The organism is Bacteroides nordii (assembly GCF_019930665.1).
Classification (GTDB): domain Bacteria; phylum Bacteroidota; class Bacteroidia; order Bacteroidales; family Bacteroidaceae; genus Bacteroides; species Bacteroides nordii.
Map to the genome: position 1 here is coordinate 1,677,425 of NZ_CP082886.1, position 15,830 is coordinate 1,693,254.

At 41.5% G+C, this 15,830-nt stretch carries 16 protein-coding genes and 1 riboswitch; of the genes, 5 read left to right on the forward strand and 11 right to left on the reverse strand.

All coding sequences use genetic code 11. From position 1 onward, the window contains the following. Positions 1-44: 44 nt before the first annotated feature. Both K8P02_RS06475 and K8P02_RS06480 read left to right on the forward strand, forming a co-directional pair. Positions 45-464 (forward strand): hypothetical protein, encoded by a 420-nt coding sequence (locus tag K8P02_RS06475; RefSeq protein WP_002559847.1) that lies wholly within the window; start codon positions 45-47, stop codon positions 462-464. 10 nt (positions 465-474) lie between these two features. Beyond that, complete coding sequence (locus tag K8P02_RS06480; protein WP_195350335.1) at positions 475-882, forward strand: hypothetical protein; 408 nt, start codon at positions 475-477, stop codon at positions 880-882. A gap of 177 nt (positions 883-1,059) precedes the next feature. Here K8P02_RS06480 and K8P02_RS06485 read toward each other — a convergent pair whose 3' ends face one another. Continuing rightward, entirely contained in the window at positions 1,060-1,986 is a 927-nt protein-coding gene (locus K8P02_RS06485; protein ID WP_002559850.1) for an RluA family pseudouridine synthase, read from the reverse strand. 10 nt (positions 1,987-1,996) lie between these two features. Next, on the reverse strand, positions 1,997-3,415 hold the full coding sequence (gene rlmD, locus K8P02_RS06490; RefSeq protein ID WP_025867275.1) for a 23S rRNA (uracil(1939)-C(5))-methyltransferase RlmD: 1,419 nt from the start codon (positions 3,413-3,415) through the stop codon (positions 1,997-1,999). A gap of 197 nt (positions 3,416-3,612) precedes the next feature. Here rlmD and ppdK point away from each other — a divergent pair, with 197 nt between their 5' ends. The 3 genes from ppdK to K8P02_RS06505 all read left to right on the forward strand — a co-directional run bounded on the left by ppdK (position 3,613) and on the right by K8P02_RS06505 (position 7,886). After that, on the forward strand, positions 3,613-6,333 hold the full coding sequence (ppdK, locus tag K8P02_RS06495) for a pyruvate, phosphate dikinase (RefSeq protein WP_007485863.1): 2,721 nt from the start codon (positions 3,613-3,615) through the stop codon (positions 6,331-6,333). A 200-nt stretch (positions 6,334-6,533) separates the two neighbouring features. Then, complete coding sequence (locus K8P02_RS06500; protein ID WP_007485861.1) at positions 6,534-7,052, forward strand: outer membrane beta-barrel protein; 519 nt, start codon at positions 6,534-6,536, stop codon at positions 7,050-7,052. Positions 7,053-7,274: 222 nt separating this feature from the next. Next, a complete protein-coding gene (locus tag K8P02_RS06505) occupies positions 7,275-7,886 on the forward strand; it encodes a porin family protein (RefSeq protein WP_002559928.1) in 612 nt (203 codons plus the stop codon). Positions 7,887-7,979: 93 nt separating this feature from the next. On the opposite strand, the gene K8P02_RS06510 is transcribed toward K8P02_RS06505, so the two are convergent. The 9 genes from K8P02_RS06510 to K8P02_RS06550 form a co-directional block, all read right to left on the reverse strand. After that, on the reverse strand, positions 7,980-8,588 hold the full coding sequence (locus K8P02_RS06510) for a thiamine phosphate synthase (RefSeq protein ID WP_002559929.1): 609 nt from the start codon (positions 8,586-8,588) through the stop codon (positions 7,980-7,982). A 60-nt stretch (positions 8,589-8,648) separates the two neighbouring features. Beyond that, positions 8,649-9,341 (reverse strand): HesA/MoeB/ThiF family protein, encoded by a 693-nt coding sequence (locus tag K8P02_RS06515; RefSeq protein WP_025867276.1) that lies wholly within the window; start codon positions 9,339-9,341, stop codon positions 8,649-8,651. A 177-nt stretch (positions 9,342-9,518) separates the two neighbouring features. Further along, complete coding sequence (gene thiH / locus K8P02_RS06520) at positions 9,519-10,643, reverse strand: 2-iminoacetate synthase ThiH (protein WP_195660729.1); 1,125 nt, start codon at positions 10,641-10,643, stop codon at positions 9,519-9,521. A gap of 1 nt (position 10,644) precedes the next feature. Beyond that, positions 10,645-11,190 (reverse strand): hypothetical protein, encoded by a 546-nt coding sequence (locus tag K8P02_RS06525; RefSeq protein ID WP_025867277.1) that lies wholly within the window; start codon positions 11,188-11,190, stop codon positions 10,645-10,647. 6 nt (positions 11,191-11,196) lie between these two features. Continuing rightward, complete coding sequence (thiC, locus tag K8P02_RS06530; RefSeq protein WP_223382136.1) at positions 11,197-12,891, reverse strand: phosphomethylpyrimidine synthase ThiC; 1,695 nt, start codon at positions 12,889-12,891, stop codon at positions 11,197-11,199. 42 nt (positions 12,892-12,933) lie between these two features. Then, positions 12,934-13,713 (reverse strand): thiazole synthase, encoded by a 780-nt coding sequence (locus tag K8P02_RS06535; RefSeq protein ID WP_025867278.1) that lies wholly within the window; start codon positions 13,711-13,713, stop codon positions 12,934-12,936. 49 nt (positions 13,714-13,762) lie between these two features. Then, entirely contained in the window at positions 13,763-14,383 is a 621-nt protein-coding gene (locus tag K8P02_RS06540; protein ID WP_025867279.1) for a thiamine phosphate synthase, read from the reverse strand. A gap of 3 nt (positions 14,384-14,386) precedes the next feature. Beyond that, positions 14,387-14,587 (reverse strand): sulfur carrier protein ThiS, encoded by a 201-nt coding sequence (thiS, locus tag K8P02_RS06545; RefSeq protein ID WP_025867280.1) that lies wholly within the window; start codon positions 14,585-14,587, stop codon positions 14,387-14,389. A gap of 58 nt (positions 14,588-14,645) precedes the next feature. Beyond that, positions 14,646-14,738: riboswitch (TPP riboswitch) on the reverse strand. Positions 14,739-15,168: 430 nt separating this feature from the next. Continuing rightward, the gene (locus K8P02_RS06550) at positions 15,169-15,786 is read right to left on the reverse strand and encodes a superoxide dismutase (RefSeq protein ID WP_223382138.1); all 618 of its coding nucleotides are present in this window, start codon (positions 15,784-15,786) and stop codon (positions 15,169-15,171) included. Between the last annotated feature and the right edge of the window lie 44 nt (positions 15,787-15,830).

Genomic DNA, 15,830 nt, shown 5'->3' on the forward strand with positions numbered 1-15,830 from the left:
AACGCTATATTTGTCGTCATATATTAACTATAAGTCATAAGAATATGAGAAAATTAAACTATGCACGATTTATATTGTTATTAGTATTGACACTTGGTTTAAATGCTTGTGGTGGTGACGATGTTTACTACACAGATGATTATTTACGTAATAGTGATGAAAAGTTGTGTGGAAAAACGTGGTCGGAAAATTATACAGAAGATAATATGAAGTGTGTCCATCAGCTGAAATTTACGAAAGATAGGAGCGGACAAGAGATATTCAACTATTATCGTGTCGGCGAATCACGTCCTGCACGTACTGAAAGTTATAATTTTGATTGGGAATGGATAGATCAGGAAATGGAAGGGTTGAAACTGGATCGTGGTGCCGGAGAGATTCACTATTTTGATAATGTCTGGGTACGTCAGAACTATCTTTCTGGTAAATTGGATGGTATAGAAGTGACATTTGTAAAAGAATAAAATAACGAATATGAAAATATTGAATCCTATAAAGTTGCTGTTGGTATTGACCATGCTGGCTGTTGGCTTTTCTTCTTGTGAAGAAGATGATGAAACCATTTATGATTATCTCATTGGGCGTACGTGGGTGGGTGATCTGGGGTTTATTGATGGACCTTATGCGCTGGAAAGTGGCATCACCTTCAAAGGAAATGATTATGCAGTAGATAGGCAGTTTTATTATGCCGAAGATGGTGGCGGTGAAGCTGGTACCCTGAGGCTTAATTGGTGGATAGATATGGGAACGTTATATCTGGATTATGGTCCGGATTATCCTCTGTTAGAGATCAGAGGAGTGTATATCACCGGACGTTTCCTTTATGGTGAGCTTTATGCAGATGGAAATTATGAGTTCAGCGTCACGTTGGAAGCAAACTAAAGTTATTATTTATTCTTTGGATAGCATGCTAATATCCAACTACTAATATAGTATTTTAACAGTGACTTAAAATGCATATTAACAGTGTGTTAAGTACGTACTTTTATACCCCAAAAGTACGTACTTTTTTATAGTCTGATTTGCAGTTGTTTTTAGGATGAAATTTATGGTATATGGTTATTGCTTTAGAAACAACTTTTTGAAATTAGGCGGATACGGCGTCTCAAACTCCATTAGTTCGTTTGTCACCGGATGATAGAAACAAAGTTTGAATGCATGCAGAGCCAATCGGCCAATAGGGTTGGGAACACCTTCGCCACCATATCTTCCGTCACCGATAATGGGATGTCCCAAGTCTTGCATATGTACACGAATCTGATTCTTACGTCCTGTTTCCAGATCGAGTTCCATCAATGAGTATCCGTTGGCACGTTTGATGGTGTGATAATGTGTGATTGATTTGGAGCCACCATCATCGTATTGGCTGGAACTTACATACAATGTACGGTCTGTTAACCAGGAGGTTACTGTGCCGTGATCCTTCTCCATTTCGCCTTCCACAACTGCTACATAACGACGGTCTGTAACAATATCATGCCAGTATTCGCGCAAAGTATGCTGGGTCTTTTCGTCTTTAGCAAACATCATTATGCCTGATGTATCGCGGTCCAGACGATGTACTACGTATACGCGGTGGTGTTTGCCCGAGCGTTGTACATATTCATTCAGGATGGTATAGGCTGTACGTTCTTTCTGGCGTTCGGTGTTCACTGAAAGCAAACCTTCCTTTTTCTCTATTACAATGATAAAGGCATCTTCGTACACAATCTTCAGCAGGCGGTTATTGAATTCTTTCCGGCCTTTATCTTTGCTGATCTGTACCTTCATACCCGGCTTTAAAGCAAAGTCAAACTGAGTGGTTATTACATTGTCTACATAAACCACACGTTTGCTTAATAATGATTTCAGCTTTGTACGGCTGGCATCCGGCATTTTAGCAGCGAGGAATCCCATGAGGTCCATTGGTTCCTTCACTAAATAACCGGTATATTGTGCCCGGGCTTTCTCAGCCGGGGTTCTTTTAGGTCTTTTTTCTTTAGCCATTTTTTCTCTTTTATCTGAGTTCAAGCAATACTACATTTTCTACATGGTGCGTATGTGGGAACATATCGACCGGTTGCACGGCTGTCACCTTATATTTCACATCAAGCAGTTGTAAGTCGCGTGCCTGGGTGGCCGGATTACAACTGACATATACAATTCGTTTGGGTTCGGCAAACAAGATAACATCCACTACATCCTGATGCATTCCAGCACGGGGAGGGTCGGTTATAATTACATCCGGACGTCCGTATTCGTTGATGAAATCCTGCGTCAGCATATCTTTCATATCTCCTGCAAAGAACAGTGCATTATGGATGTCATTAATTTCTGCATTTACTTTTGCGTCTTCAATGGCTTCGGGCACATATTCGATACCGATTACTTGGCGAGCCTGACGTGATACGAAGTTAGCGATGGTTCCCGTACCCGTATAAAGGTCATAGACCAGTTCGTTTCCGGTCAATCCAGCAAAGTTACGGGCTATTTTATATAGATTGTATGCTTGCTCCGAGTTTGTCTGGTAGAATGATTTCGGTCCTACTTTGAAGCGCAGTCCTTCCATCTCTTCAAACATATGATCGTTGCCTTTGAATACGTGTACGTCCAGATCATTGATAGTATCGTTACACTTATTATTAATAATGTATAGGAGGGAAGTTATTTCGGGGAATGTATCTGCTACGTATTGCAACAGTTGCTTGAAAAGTTTCATTTCGCTCTCTTCTACAATCTTGCAGATGATAATTACCATCAATTCTCCTGTAGATGATGTGCGGACAATCATGTTGCGAAGCATACCTTCCTGAGAACGCAGGTTGATGAATGAGTAATTGTGTTCGTAGGCATAATCGCGTACTGCATTGCGGATACGATTGGATATATCATCCTGCAACCAGCATTTTTCTATTGCCAATACTTTATCAAATGCTCCGGGAATGTGGAAACCTACAGCATTCATCTGATCGTATTTCACATCTTGTTTTACTTCTTCGTTGGTGAGCCAGCGCTTGTTGGAGAAAGTGAACTCCAGTTTGTTCCGGTAGAATTCGGTTTTGGCAGAACCCAGGATAGGAGATACCTCCGGCAGTTCAATTTTACCAATACGTCTCAGATTATCTTCTACTTGTTTCTGCTTGAATTTTATTTGCTCTGCATAAGGCAACACTTGCCACTTGCAGCCACCGCATACACCATAGTGCTGGCAGAAAGGAACGGCACGTATCGGAGAGAGTTCGTGAAACTTCACTGCTTCTGCTTCGGCATATTTATTCTTTTTACGTTTGATTTGCAGGTCTACTACATCACCCGGTACTACGTAAGGAACAAAAATCACCAGGTCGTTTACTTTTGCTATGGCTTTTCCTTCGGCAGCCACATCCGTAATTGTTATCTTCTCCAGTAGGGGAAGCTCTTTTCTCTTTCTTGCCACTTTTACACCAGTCTAATAAATTATTTCGCAAAAATAGGCATTTTTTCGGGATTTATCTCTATCCTTTGAAATAATAAAGATTGCAATGTCGAAATTGCATTTTAGCAGAAACTTTTTTCGCTAAAAGTTTTTTGGTTTACGAAATATACTTAGATTTGCGAACAGAAAAACCCAATAGACAACTTTAAATACATATTATGGACAAAAAAAGAGTTTATACTTTTGGTAATGGCCAGGCAGAAGGCAAGGCCGACATGAAGAATTTATTAGGTGGCAAAGGTGCCAATCTTGCAGAAATGAACCTTATCGGGGTTCCTGTTCCTCCCGGATTTACTATCACAACAGACGTTTGTACCGAATATTATGAACTGGGACAAGATAAAGTCGTAGCTCTCCTGAAAAATGAAGTAGAAAAAGCAATTGAGAATATTGAAGTCTTGATGAAGTCGAAGTTCGGCGATATTGAGAACCCTTTGCTGGTTTCCGTTCGTTCCGGAGCACGTGCTTCTATGCCGGGTATGATGGATACGATTCTTAATCTGGGGTTGAATGACGAGGTAGTGGAAGGATTGACCCGTAAGACCGGGAATGCCCGTTTTGCATGGGATTCTTATCGCCGTTTTGTACAGATGTACGGTGATGTGGTGTTGGGTATGAAACCTGTGAACAAGGAAGACGTGGATCCGTTTGAAGCTATCATCGAAGACGTGAAACATGCAAAAGGAGTGAAGCTGGACAATGAACTTGAAGTGGCGGATCTTAAAGAACTTGTAAAACGTTTCAAAGCTGCTGTAAAAGAACAGACCGGAAAAGATTTCCCGACTTGTGCCTACGAACAACTTTGGGGTGCCGTATGTGCAGTATTTAATTCATGGATGAACGAACGTGCGATCCTTTACCGTAAGATGGAGGGAATTCCTGATGAATGGGGTACAGCTGTCAGTGTACAGGCTATGGTGTTCGGTAATATGGGTGAAACTTCTGCTACGGGTGTTTGCTTCTCACGTGATGCCGCTACCGGTGAAGATCTCTTCAATGGTGAGTATTTGATTAATGCACAGGGTGAAGACGTTGTAGCAGGTATTCGTACTCCGCAACAGATTACTAAGATTGGTTCTCAACGCTGGGCCGTACTGGCTGGTGTGACCGAAGATATTCGTGCTGCTAAATTCCCTTCAATGGAAGAGGCAATGCCCGAAATTTATAAGCAATTGGATGAATTGCAGACTAAACTGGAAAATCATTATCGCGATATGCAGGACATGGAGTTCACTGTACAGGAAGGTAAATTGTGGTTCCTGCAGACTCGTAACGGAAAACGTACCGGTGCGGCTATGGTGAAAATTGCTATGGACTTGCTCCATCAGGGAATGATTGACGAGAAAACAGCTTTGATGCGTGTTGAACCCAATAAACTGGATGAACTTCTTCACCCGGTATTCGATAAAAATGCTTTGAAACAAGCGAAAGTATTGACTCGTGGTTTGCCGGCTTCTCCGGGAGCTGCAACCGGACAAATCGTTTTCTTTGCTGATGATGCTGCCGAATGGGCTGCAGGGGGTAAGAAAGTGGTTATGGTACGTGTTGAGACTTCTCCTGAAGACCTTGCAGGTATGGCTGTGGCACAGGGTATTCTTACTGCACGTGGTGGAATGACTTCACATGCTGCTGTTGTGGCTCGTGGTATGGGTAAATGTTGCGTCTCAGGTGCAGGTGCATTAAATATTGACTATAAAGCACGCACGGTTGAAGTAGATGGTGTTTTGCTGAAAGAAGGTGATTACATTTCATTGAATGGTAGTACGGGTGAAGTTTATCAGGGTAAGGTAGAAACCAAAGCTGCTGAACTTTCCGGTGACTTTGCCGAATTGATGGCATTGGCCGATAAATATACAAAACTTCAGGTACGTACTAATGCCGATACTCCGCATGATGCGAGAGTAGCCCGTGATTTTGGTGCCGTTGGTATTGGGCTTTGCCGTACGGAGCATATGTTCTTTGAAGGAGAAAAGATTAAGGCAATGCGTGAAATGATTCTGGCAGAAGATGCCGAGGGACGTCGTAAGGCATTGGCTAAAATCCTTCCGTACCAGCAGGCTGACTTTAAGGGAATATTCAAGGCAATGGAAGGTTGTCCGGTGACTGTACGTCTGCTTGATCCTCCTTTGCATGAGTTTGTACCGCATGATTTGAAAGGACAGCAGGAAATGGCAAATACAATGGGTGTAAGCCTGCAATATATTCAACAGCGTGTAGAGTCACTTTGTGAGCACAATCCGATGTTGGGCCACCGTGGTTGCCGTTTAGGAAATACATATCCTGAAATTACTCAGATGCAGACACGTGCTATTTTAGGTGCTGCACTTGAATTGAAGAAAGAGGGGGTTGAGACTCATCCTGAAATCATGGTGCCTCTGACCGGTATCCTGTATGAGTTTAAACAACAGGAAGACGTGATTCGTGCGGAAGCTGAAAAACTGTTTGCTGAAGTAGGTGATCGTATCGACTTCAAGGTAGGTACAATGATTGAAATTCCACGTGCTGCCCTGACTGCCGACCGTATCGCTTCTTCTGCCGAGTTCTTCTCATTCGGTACAAATGACCTGACTCAGATGACCTTTGGTTATTCTCGTGATGATATCGCTTCCTTCCTTCCAGTCTATCTGGAAAAGAAGATTCTGAAAGTAGACCCATTCCAGGTACTCGATCAGAAGGGTGTAGGCCAATTGGTACGTATGGCAACAGAAAAAGGCCGTGCTGTTCGTCCGGACTTGAAATGTGGTATTTGTGGTGAACATGGTGGTGAACCATCTTCTGTGAAGTTCTGTCATAGAGTGGGATTGAACTATGTGAGCTGTTCTCCGTTCAGAGTACCTATTGCAAGACTTGCAGCCGCACAAGCAGCGATAGAAGATTGATAATTAGTACTGTATATTAATTTTGAGAGAGGGAAGCCATTCAAACAGGTTTCCCTCTTTTATTTTCCTTGTTTGGGTATTTTATAAAAAACTAACTAAAAAATTGTATAATCAGAACTCTTGTTATACCTTTGCGCCCCGAAAATAAATAGACACCGGATGCTTGCCTATTTTATGTTTAATTTAAAATAAAAAGAAAAATGAAAAAACTATTAGTATTTTTGTTTGTTGTGGTTGCAACTTTGTCTGTGAATGCGCAGGATATTTACATGGGTGGTACATTCAATTTATGGCGTAATACTGATGCCAATAGAACAAATTTTACAATAGCTCCGGAAGTTGGTTATAACCTCAGTGAGAAATGGGCGGTAGGTGTAACTTTCTCGTATGCTCATGACTATTTGAAGGGATTGAAGACAAATAGTGTTGCTATTGCACCTTATGCTCGTTTTTCATATTATGAGAATAAGATTGTAAGACTGTTTGTTGACGGTGGTTTGGGATTTTCTACAAGCCGCGTGAAAGATGCTGATGATGCAATTAACGGTTATGAAATCGGATTACAACCGGGTATCGCTCTTAAACTGAACAAGAGTTTTAGTCTTATTGCTAAATGTGGCTTTGTTGGTTTCAGAGATGATTATACAGTAAAAGAAGATGGCTTTGGTATCAGCTTACGTAGTGAAGATCTGAGCTTTGGTTTCCACTATGAATTTTAATAAACCAATTTTGAAAATTTAGAGCGAAGATTCTTTATTTTCTAATAAAAATAGGGAAGGGAGTTCCGGTAAATAGGGAATTCCCTTTTTTAGTATGTAATATCTATTTGTTTTGTAATTGTTGACTTAATATTTGTTTTGTGTGTAATTAGATTATACATTTGTATATTGTTGTTAGATACAGAGGCTAAAAGACTTTTTATTAATTAAAACACTAAAATCATGAAGAAAAGTATTTTGTTAGTGATGTTTGCTTTATTATCGGTAGCAGGTTTCTCACAGGTTTCATGGAATGCTAAAGTCGGTATGAATATTAGCAACTTTACAGGTGATCTGGATGTGAGTGCAAAAGTTGGTGTTAAATTAGGGGTAGGAATGGAATATGCCTTTAATGATACATGGTTATTACAACCTTCCTTATTCTTATCCCAGAAGGGGGCTAAGTTTAGTGCAACTGTTTCTGGCGATGAAGCTGATGTGAAATTCAACGCTATGTATTTTGAATTACCAATTATGATGGCAGCACGTTTTAATGTGGCTAATAATACAAATATTGTGGTAAGTGCCGGTCCGTATATGGCTTATGGAGTAGGAGGGAAAACCAGAACAAAAATGAGGATTGGAGGAGCGAAGACAGATATAAAAGAAAACACTTTTGGCAGTGATGCTTTTGATCGTTTTGATGCAGGCTTAGGAGTTGGTGTTGCGGCTGAGTTTGGTCGGATTATAGTAGGACTCGACGGGCAGTTTGGTTTGGTGAAGTTGATGGATATGAACATTGACTCCAATCCAAAAAATATAAACTGTGCTATTACTTTAGGATATAAATTTTAAGATAACCCCTGACTGTTTTTATTAATAAACAAAGCTCCCACCTTATTCATCAAGAATGAAGTGGGAGTTTTTTTATAGAATGACTATGCTCTCTTAATCAGCCAGTCTTTTCAGTTTCTTGAAATGCTCTATTACCGCCAGATAATCACGGTCACAACAGGCATCAAATTTATTCCATACATCTCCCAATACTACAGCACCACCGAAGCCGAAATCTTTTATTTCCGGTAAATTATCTTCGTTGATGCCTCCAAGGGCCATGACTTTACAGTCTATAATTTTATCTTTTTGTGCCTGGCGAAGTTCTTCGGCAGTGTATGTAGAGTAATAATTGACTTTTGAAATACTGTCGTAGATAGGGCTCATGAACACATAGTCGTAAAAATGCTTTTTATTTTTTACTTCTTCTACTGAATGACATGAACAACTTACGTGTCCGGCGTAATCATGTGGTTCTTTAGGGTTACGACTATTCAAATGAATTCCCATCAGATTGAATTCTTCTTTCAGATAGAAATGTTCATGTGTTACTATACGATTGTGATATCTTTCCGGTATGAGTGTCAAAAGACGTTCTGAATACATAGCGGGAGTTTCCGGTTTTCTAAGATGTAGAATATCCAGACCCTCTTCAAAAAGAGCAGTAATTATTTTATCCTCTTCAATGAAGAAGGTGGGGGTGGTAACTACAATAAGCTTCATTTTTTATGTTAAACAGTTTGTTTAGCAAAGTTAGTAATTAACTATTTGCGAGACCAACGTTTATAGTGAAAATATGTTAGATTGCCATGTCCGCAAGTCAATTGTCCATAGTTTACCGGCTAAAACCTCTCCAAAACCGCAGATTATCTTTAAAACTTCGGTAGCCTCTACACTTCCGGTAATGGCAGGTGTGACACCTATTACTCCTTTAGGTGGAGGAGGCATACGTAGCATCTCTTCTTCGTTGGGGTATAAATCCCGGTATGTCTTTTTGGTCTTGCCGTAGTTGAATACAGATACCTGACCTTCAAAGCCGCAGATGGCTCCGTAGACATAGGGTTTACCCTGTTCTACACAGACATCATTGATCAGATATCGTGTAGTAAAGTTGTCGCAACCGTCCACAACAATATCATAGTCACTGATAAGGTCTTTAGCATTTTCTTTGCTCAATCGGCCCGGGCAGGAGTTTACTGTAATTTCACTATTGAGTGCTGTAAGGCGCATGGCGGCACATACTGCTTTAAAATCACCTAATTCATCTTCTGTGTATAATACTTGCCGTTGCAGATTGCTGATACTTACTTCATCGTCATCTACGAGTCCCAGTGTACCGACTCCTGCTCCTGCTAAATAAAGGGCGATAGGAGAACCGAGTCCTCCCACACCGACTATCAGAACTTTAGCGGCTTTTAGCTTGGCTTGTCCTTCTTCTCCAATTTCCGGAAGAATTATTTGTCTGTTGTAACGCATGGATATATTTACTATTGGACAATTTACGATTTACGATTGAAATTACTGAATATATTTACTATTGGACGATTTACAATTTACGATTGAAATTAGTCCTCCCACTTATATATATCCAATATAGAAAATCATTTTTCAATCGTAAATCGTAAATTGTCTAATCGTAAATATATTAAATTCTCATTGTTGTTTATAATCAAAAGTCTGATCCCAGTCTTTCCATATCGGTTCGCGCCCCAGCTTTTTCAGAGCCTTTTCTACCTCTGTGGCTTTGCGCTCATCACTGACATGAAATTGCTCGAGCGTTTGTGGATAGCTGTAATATCCGCCCGGCTCTGTTTTGCTTTCGGCACTCATAGTAGTTACACCTAATGTTGCCATATTATTACGGATTTCCGCACTCTCACGGGTGGAGTAGGAGATATCTACATCGTGATCGAAGATACGCATGGCAAAGGTGAGTTGTGCCAGTTCACGGTCGTTCATAACAACGTTTGGCTGAAAACCGCCATTTTCGGAAGGGCGCATACGTGGGAAGTTCACACTATACTTGGTTTTCCAGTAATGCTTTTGCAGATAGCGCAGGTGGTATGCCATCATTGTCACGTCGGTACGCCATTCTTCCAGGCCTATAAGTACACCCATACCTATTTTGTGAACACCTGCCTGTCCCATGCGATCGAAACCATTAACGCGCCATTCAAATTTAGACTTCATGCCACGGGGATGGTAGGTTTTATAGTTCGCTTTGTTGTAGGTTTCCTGAAAGCAAATAACGCCATTCAGACCGTGATGGGTCAGTTCTTTATATTCCTCTGCCTTCAGTGGCATAACTTCTATTTGCAAATTACTGAAATAGGGTTTTGCCAGATCGAGTGCCCGTGCTATATACGGTACTCCTGCGGCAGCTGGGTTTTCTCCTGTCACCAACAGCAGGTTCTCGAAAGGAGCCAGTTTTTTGATGGCTTTGTACTCATTTACCATCTCTTCTTCTGTTAATATAGTACGCTTCATCGGGTTGCTGATGTGGAAACCGCAATAGACGCATGAGTTGGTACATGAGTTGGTAAGATAGAGAGGCACGAACATGGAAATCGTCTTTCCGAAACGCTCCATTGTATATTTTTGACTAAGCCGTGCCATGACCTCAAGATAAGGGGCTGCGGCTGGTGAGATTAATGCCATGAAGTCATTAACGTCACAATGTTCTTTTCCTAATGCCCGACGTACATCGGCATCTGTCTTGGAATAGATGGCTTTCGTCGTCTCCTCCCAGGATATTTTATCTAATTCATCTGAAAACATTTTATTTTTTTCTTTTTGTAGTCTGATTTATTTTCTTCAGTGTATTCCGGATTGTTGTTGTTACTCCTTTTGAAAAGAATTCTGTTTCAACACTTTCGAGAATGATACGTAATTCACCCAACAGTTCTGGCTCTTTCTGGCAGAGCCGGTAAGCGGTCTTGATGCACAAAGCTTGTACTCCGATACTTTCAGCGGGCGAGAACATACGGTCGAAACAGAAATTCAGCAGAGGAACAGATATAGGTTCCTGTACCGGAAGATTGAAGAGAATGGAAAGAAGCAGACGTTTTGAACCGTCGTGTGTACAACTCAACAAGCGTCCTGTCAGTTCTTCCCGTAACGGGACAAACCAACCGGGATGAACCTCGCTTAGCTTTTCGCAAACCCATAATGCACGCCATGAAACGAGGCGTTTGCTGTCGAAAGTGAGTTTGTACATATCCGGTAATTCCTCCGGATGAAGGCTGAGAGATTTTACTATTGGTTCAATGTTCAATTCAGAGATATGCACCAACAGGGCATTACGAAACTCGTCGATTCTTTCCATATCTGTTTATTCTTCTTTCTTTGTGTTTTTGAGTTCACGACTCAGACGCATGGCACAGAAGTTAGGACCGCACATCGTACAATATTCTCCGTCTGTATGCCGCCCGGCATGGAAATAGGAGAAAGCACGTTCGGGGTCAAGTGAAAGGTCGAACTGGTCTTTCCAACGGAACTCATAACGGGCTTTGCTTAGTGCATTATCACGTACTTGTGCACCGGGATGTCCTTTCGCAAGATCGGCTGCATGAGCAGCAATTTTGTAAGTGATCACTCCCACGCGTACGTCTTCTTTGTCGGGCAGAGCAAGATGTTCTTTCGGAGTGACATAGCAAAGCATTGCTGTGCCCAACCAACCAATCTGTGCAGCACCAATAGCCGATGTGATATGGTCATATCCGGGAGCGATGTCTGTAACCAACGGGCCGAGGGTATAGAAAGGAGCATTGTGACATTTTTCTATCTGACGTTCCATGTTTTCTTTGATTTTATGCATAGGTACATGTCCCGGCCCTTCAATGAATGCCTGCACATTCTTTTCCCAGGCACGTACTACAAGCTCTCCCATGGTGTCGAGCTCGGCAAATTGTGCTTCATCATTAGCATCGTGGATAGACCCGGGGCGAAGGCCGTCTCCCAATGAAACGGCTACATCATATTGTGCTAAAATATCACAGATGTCATCAAAATGCTCGTAGAGGAAACTTTCACGGTCATGTACAAGGCACCATTTACTCATAATACTTCCCCCACGGCTTACAATTCCACAAAGACGTTTTTCTGCAAGATGTACATTGTGGCGGCGAATTCCTGCATGGATGGTAAAATAGTCTACACCCTGTTCGCATTGTTCGATCAAAGTATCGCGGTAAAGTTCCCAGGTAAGGTCTTCTACTTTCCCATTTACTTTCTCCAGAGCCTGATAGATGGGGACAGTACCTACCGGTACCGGACAATTACGAATGATCCACTCGCGTGTTTCATGGATATTTTCTCCTGTTGAGAGATCCATAAGTGTGTCACCGCCCCATTTGCAGCTCCATACGGCTTTTTCCACTTCTTCGTCAATACCGGAGGTTGTGGCAGAGTTTCCGATATTCGTATTGATTTTCACCAGGAAGTTACGTCCGATAATCATAGGTTCTGCTTCCGGGTGATTAATATTAGCAGGTAATACAGCACGTCCTTCGGCTATTTCCTGACGGACAAATTCAGGAGTGATGTATGTTTCTATACCCAATTCTTCGCAGTTCATATTTTCACGGATAGCTACGTATTCCATCTCCGGGGTGATGATACCACGTTTGGCATATGCCATTTGAGTGATGTGTTCACCTTTCTTTGCCCGGTAGGGTAGAGCGATATGTTCAAAGCGCAGATGATCTAATCCTTTGTCATTCCGGCGCATACGGCCATATTCAGAAGTAATTTCGGGTAATTGTTCTACGTCGTTCCGTTTCAGAATCCATGCTTCACGCAAGCGTGGTAAGCCTTTTTTCAGGTCGATAGATACATTGGTATCACTGAAAGGGCCACTGGTGTCATATACATAAACCTTTGGATTGGGTGTTATAATCTTCTCGTCACCATCGAAAGTTGTGCTTGGCACTTGTTCTACTCTACGCATAGCTACCCGTATTTCGGGGAATAATTTGCCGGGTATATACACTTTCTCAGAGCGTGGGAATTTTATTTTTTGTTCCATATACTTAGTTGTTAAATTACAGTGCGTCGATGTCGCAGGTATTTATTGTATGTTTAGAAATGCTGTAAGCGGAGAGCTTGCTTCTGCTATGAGGTTATCCGCTTGCATGCCTAAACCAGCTTCATAAGCCATACGTCCGGCTTCTACTGCCATCTTGAATGCTTTGGCCATTTCTAACGGATCACTTGCTACCGCAATGGCTGTATTGACCAGACAGGCAGATGCACCTAACTCCATGGCTTCTGCCGCATGACTTGGAGCACCGATACCGGCATCTACTACTACAGGGATATTGGCTTGTTCGATGATAATTTTCAGGAATTCTTTCGTTTGCAACCCCTTGTTTGTTCCGATAGGAGCACCCAGTGGCATTACTGTTGCAGCACCGGCTTCTTCCAGTTGTTTACAAAGCACAGGGTCGGCTTGGCAATAGGGGAGTACAACAAAGCCTAATTTCACTAATTCTTCAGTTGCCTTCAGGGTTTCTACAGAATCGGGAAGGAGATAACGTGGGTCGGGATGAATTTCGAGTTTCAGCCAGTTTGTACCGAATGCTTCACGTGCCATTTGTGCGGCAAATATAGCCTCTTCGGCATTTCTTACTCCCGACGTATTGGGCAATAACTGAATATGCGGATGGATGATATGTTTCAGCATGTCATCTTCTTTGTTATCCATATCAATACGTTTCATAGCTACTGTCACCATTTCAGTGCCCGATGCCAGAAGAGATTGTTCCATCAGTTCATTAGAGTTGAATTTGCCTGTTCCTAAGAAAATACGGGAGTTGAACTCACGTCCCGCAATAATAAGTTTTTCCATATCTGTGATTTGTGAATTATAATTTATGAATTATCGAGAGGAATCTTTTTTAGAAGTTAATTGATAGAATACGGTTGGTTTCCTCTATCGGATTTTCTGCCCGCAAGATGGTACCGGAAAGGGCGATAGCATTTACTCCGGTTTTCATAATGTCGGGGATATCTTCGAAAGTAATTCCTCCGATGGCAACTACCGGCAGCGTGATATCTTCTTTTTCCATCTGTGAAAGAATGGATGTGTATCCTTCCAGCCCTAACACAGGACTCAGATTCTTTTTAGTTGTAGTAAAGCGGAAGGGACCTATCCCTACATAATCAACTCCTGCCTCATATAGCATTTTCACATCTTCAAAGGTATTAGCTGTTCCTCCGATGATGAATTGCTCTCCCATTCGTTGGCGGGCTTCTGCTACTGGCATATCCATTTTACCCAGATGTACTCCGTCTACTTCTAACTTAATTGCCAGTTCTACATGGTCATCCAATATTAGGATGGACTCGTATTCCCGGCACATTTGTTGCAATTGCAGGGCAACGGCTTCTACCTCTTCAAGCGGGGCCTCTTTCATTCGTAGTTGTATCCATTTGCATCCGCCTTCGAGTGCCATACGTGCCGAGTCCAGATACGAATACTTTTCTGTCCGGTGGGTAATAAATTGTAGATTGATCATTTTTTATCCTCCGCAAGCTGCTTTAATAATAACCAGATTGTCACTCTCATGCAGTACAAATTTATCCCACTCTGTGCGTGGAATCATTTTATTGTTTACCGCGATGGCAATGCCTTGCGAAGGAAGTTCCAACTGTTCGGTCAGTTGGGTGATGGTAGAAGCATCGGTGATTTTTACTTCTTTGTTGTTAACTTGTACTTTCATTGCTACAGAATTAAAATTATAATGAAAGTAAATACAAAGAGAGTGCTAATGGTGGAGGCGATAAAAGTAACACAATCCCTACGTCAGTGCTAACTGCATCAGGTTCCAGGGTATAATCTCAGCCCCTTATAGGGCACCCCTTTGTTTTTACAGGGGCAAAGTAAATGAAAAAGATGCAGAAAAACGGCAAAACGGAGGATTATTTTTAATGGATGTATAAAAAAGATTCATCCGGCAAATGTGTAATTTGTTAATATTGTTAATGCTGTTTTTAACGCTTTGGATATGCCATTCTATATTGTACACTTTAGTATATCAAAAGCGTACAATATAGGATGGTAAAAGTGTACAATTCATATTCGGATAAGTGTACACTCTTGTCTGTCTTTATATAAGAGAATCTTATTTCTTGAAAATCAGCTGGTTATATAAGGGCGAATATTTATATTCCATCTCACATCTTTTCTTTCAGAAAGCTTGTAGTTACTTTTTTGATAACTTCGCGTTTATAGGCTGAATCTAAAAAAAAGACTGTCACTCAATATTGAGTGACAGTCTTTTTTACAATGTTGAGGGGTTTATTACATTCGTTTGTCAACTACTTCCCAATCGATAATGTCCCAAAGGGCATTTACATGATCTGCACGACGGTTCTGATAATCCAGATAGTAGGAATGTTCCCACACGTCAAAGCCTAAAATCGGTTTCAGTCCGGCACGTACCGGGTTGCTTCCGTTGGCTTCTTTAGTGATGTGCAGTTTGCCATTTTTGTCTACTGACAACCAGGCCCAACCTGAACCGAACAATCCAACTGCAGCTGCATTGAATTCTTTTTTAAAGTTTTCAAAGCTACCAAAGTCACGTTTGATGGCTTCTGCCAATTTATCGGAAGGTTCTTTCTTTGAAGGCTTTCCTGCAAATTGTAAAAAGTAGAGTGTATGATTCAGTACCTGTCCGGCATTATTGAAAATGGCACCATCCGGCGCTTTTGCTACGATCTCTTCTACGGTCTTACCTTCGAACTCGGTTCCCGGAACAAGGCTATTGAGATTATTTACGTAGGTTTGCAGATGTTTACCATAATGAAAATCTATAGTTTGCTGACTGATTACAGGTTCCAGCGCATTATTAGCGTACGGAAGTTTAGGCATCTCGTAAGTCATGGTTATAAATATTAAAGACATTAATAATGTATTCATAATGTTTGGTTATTAACTATACACTATTAACATACGAAAACCCA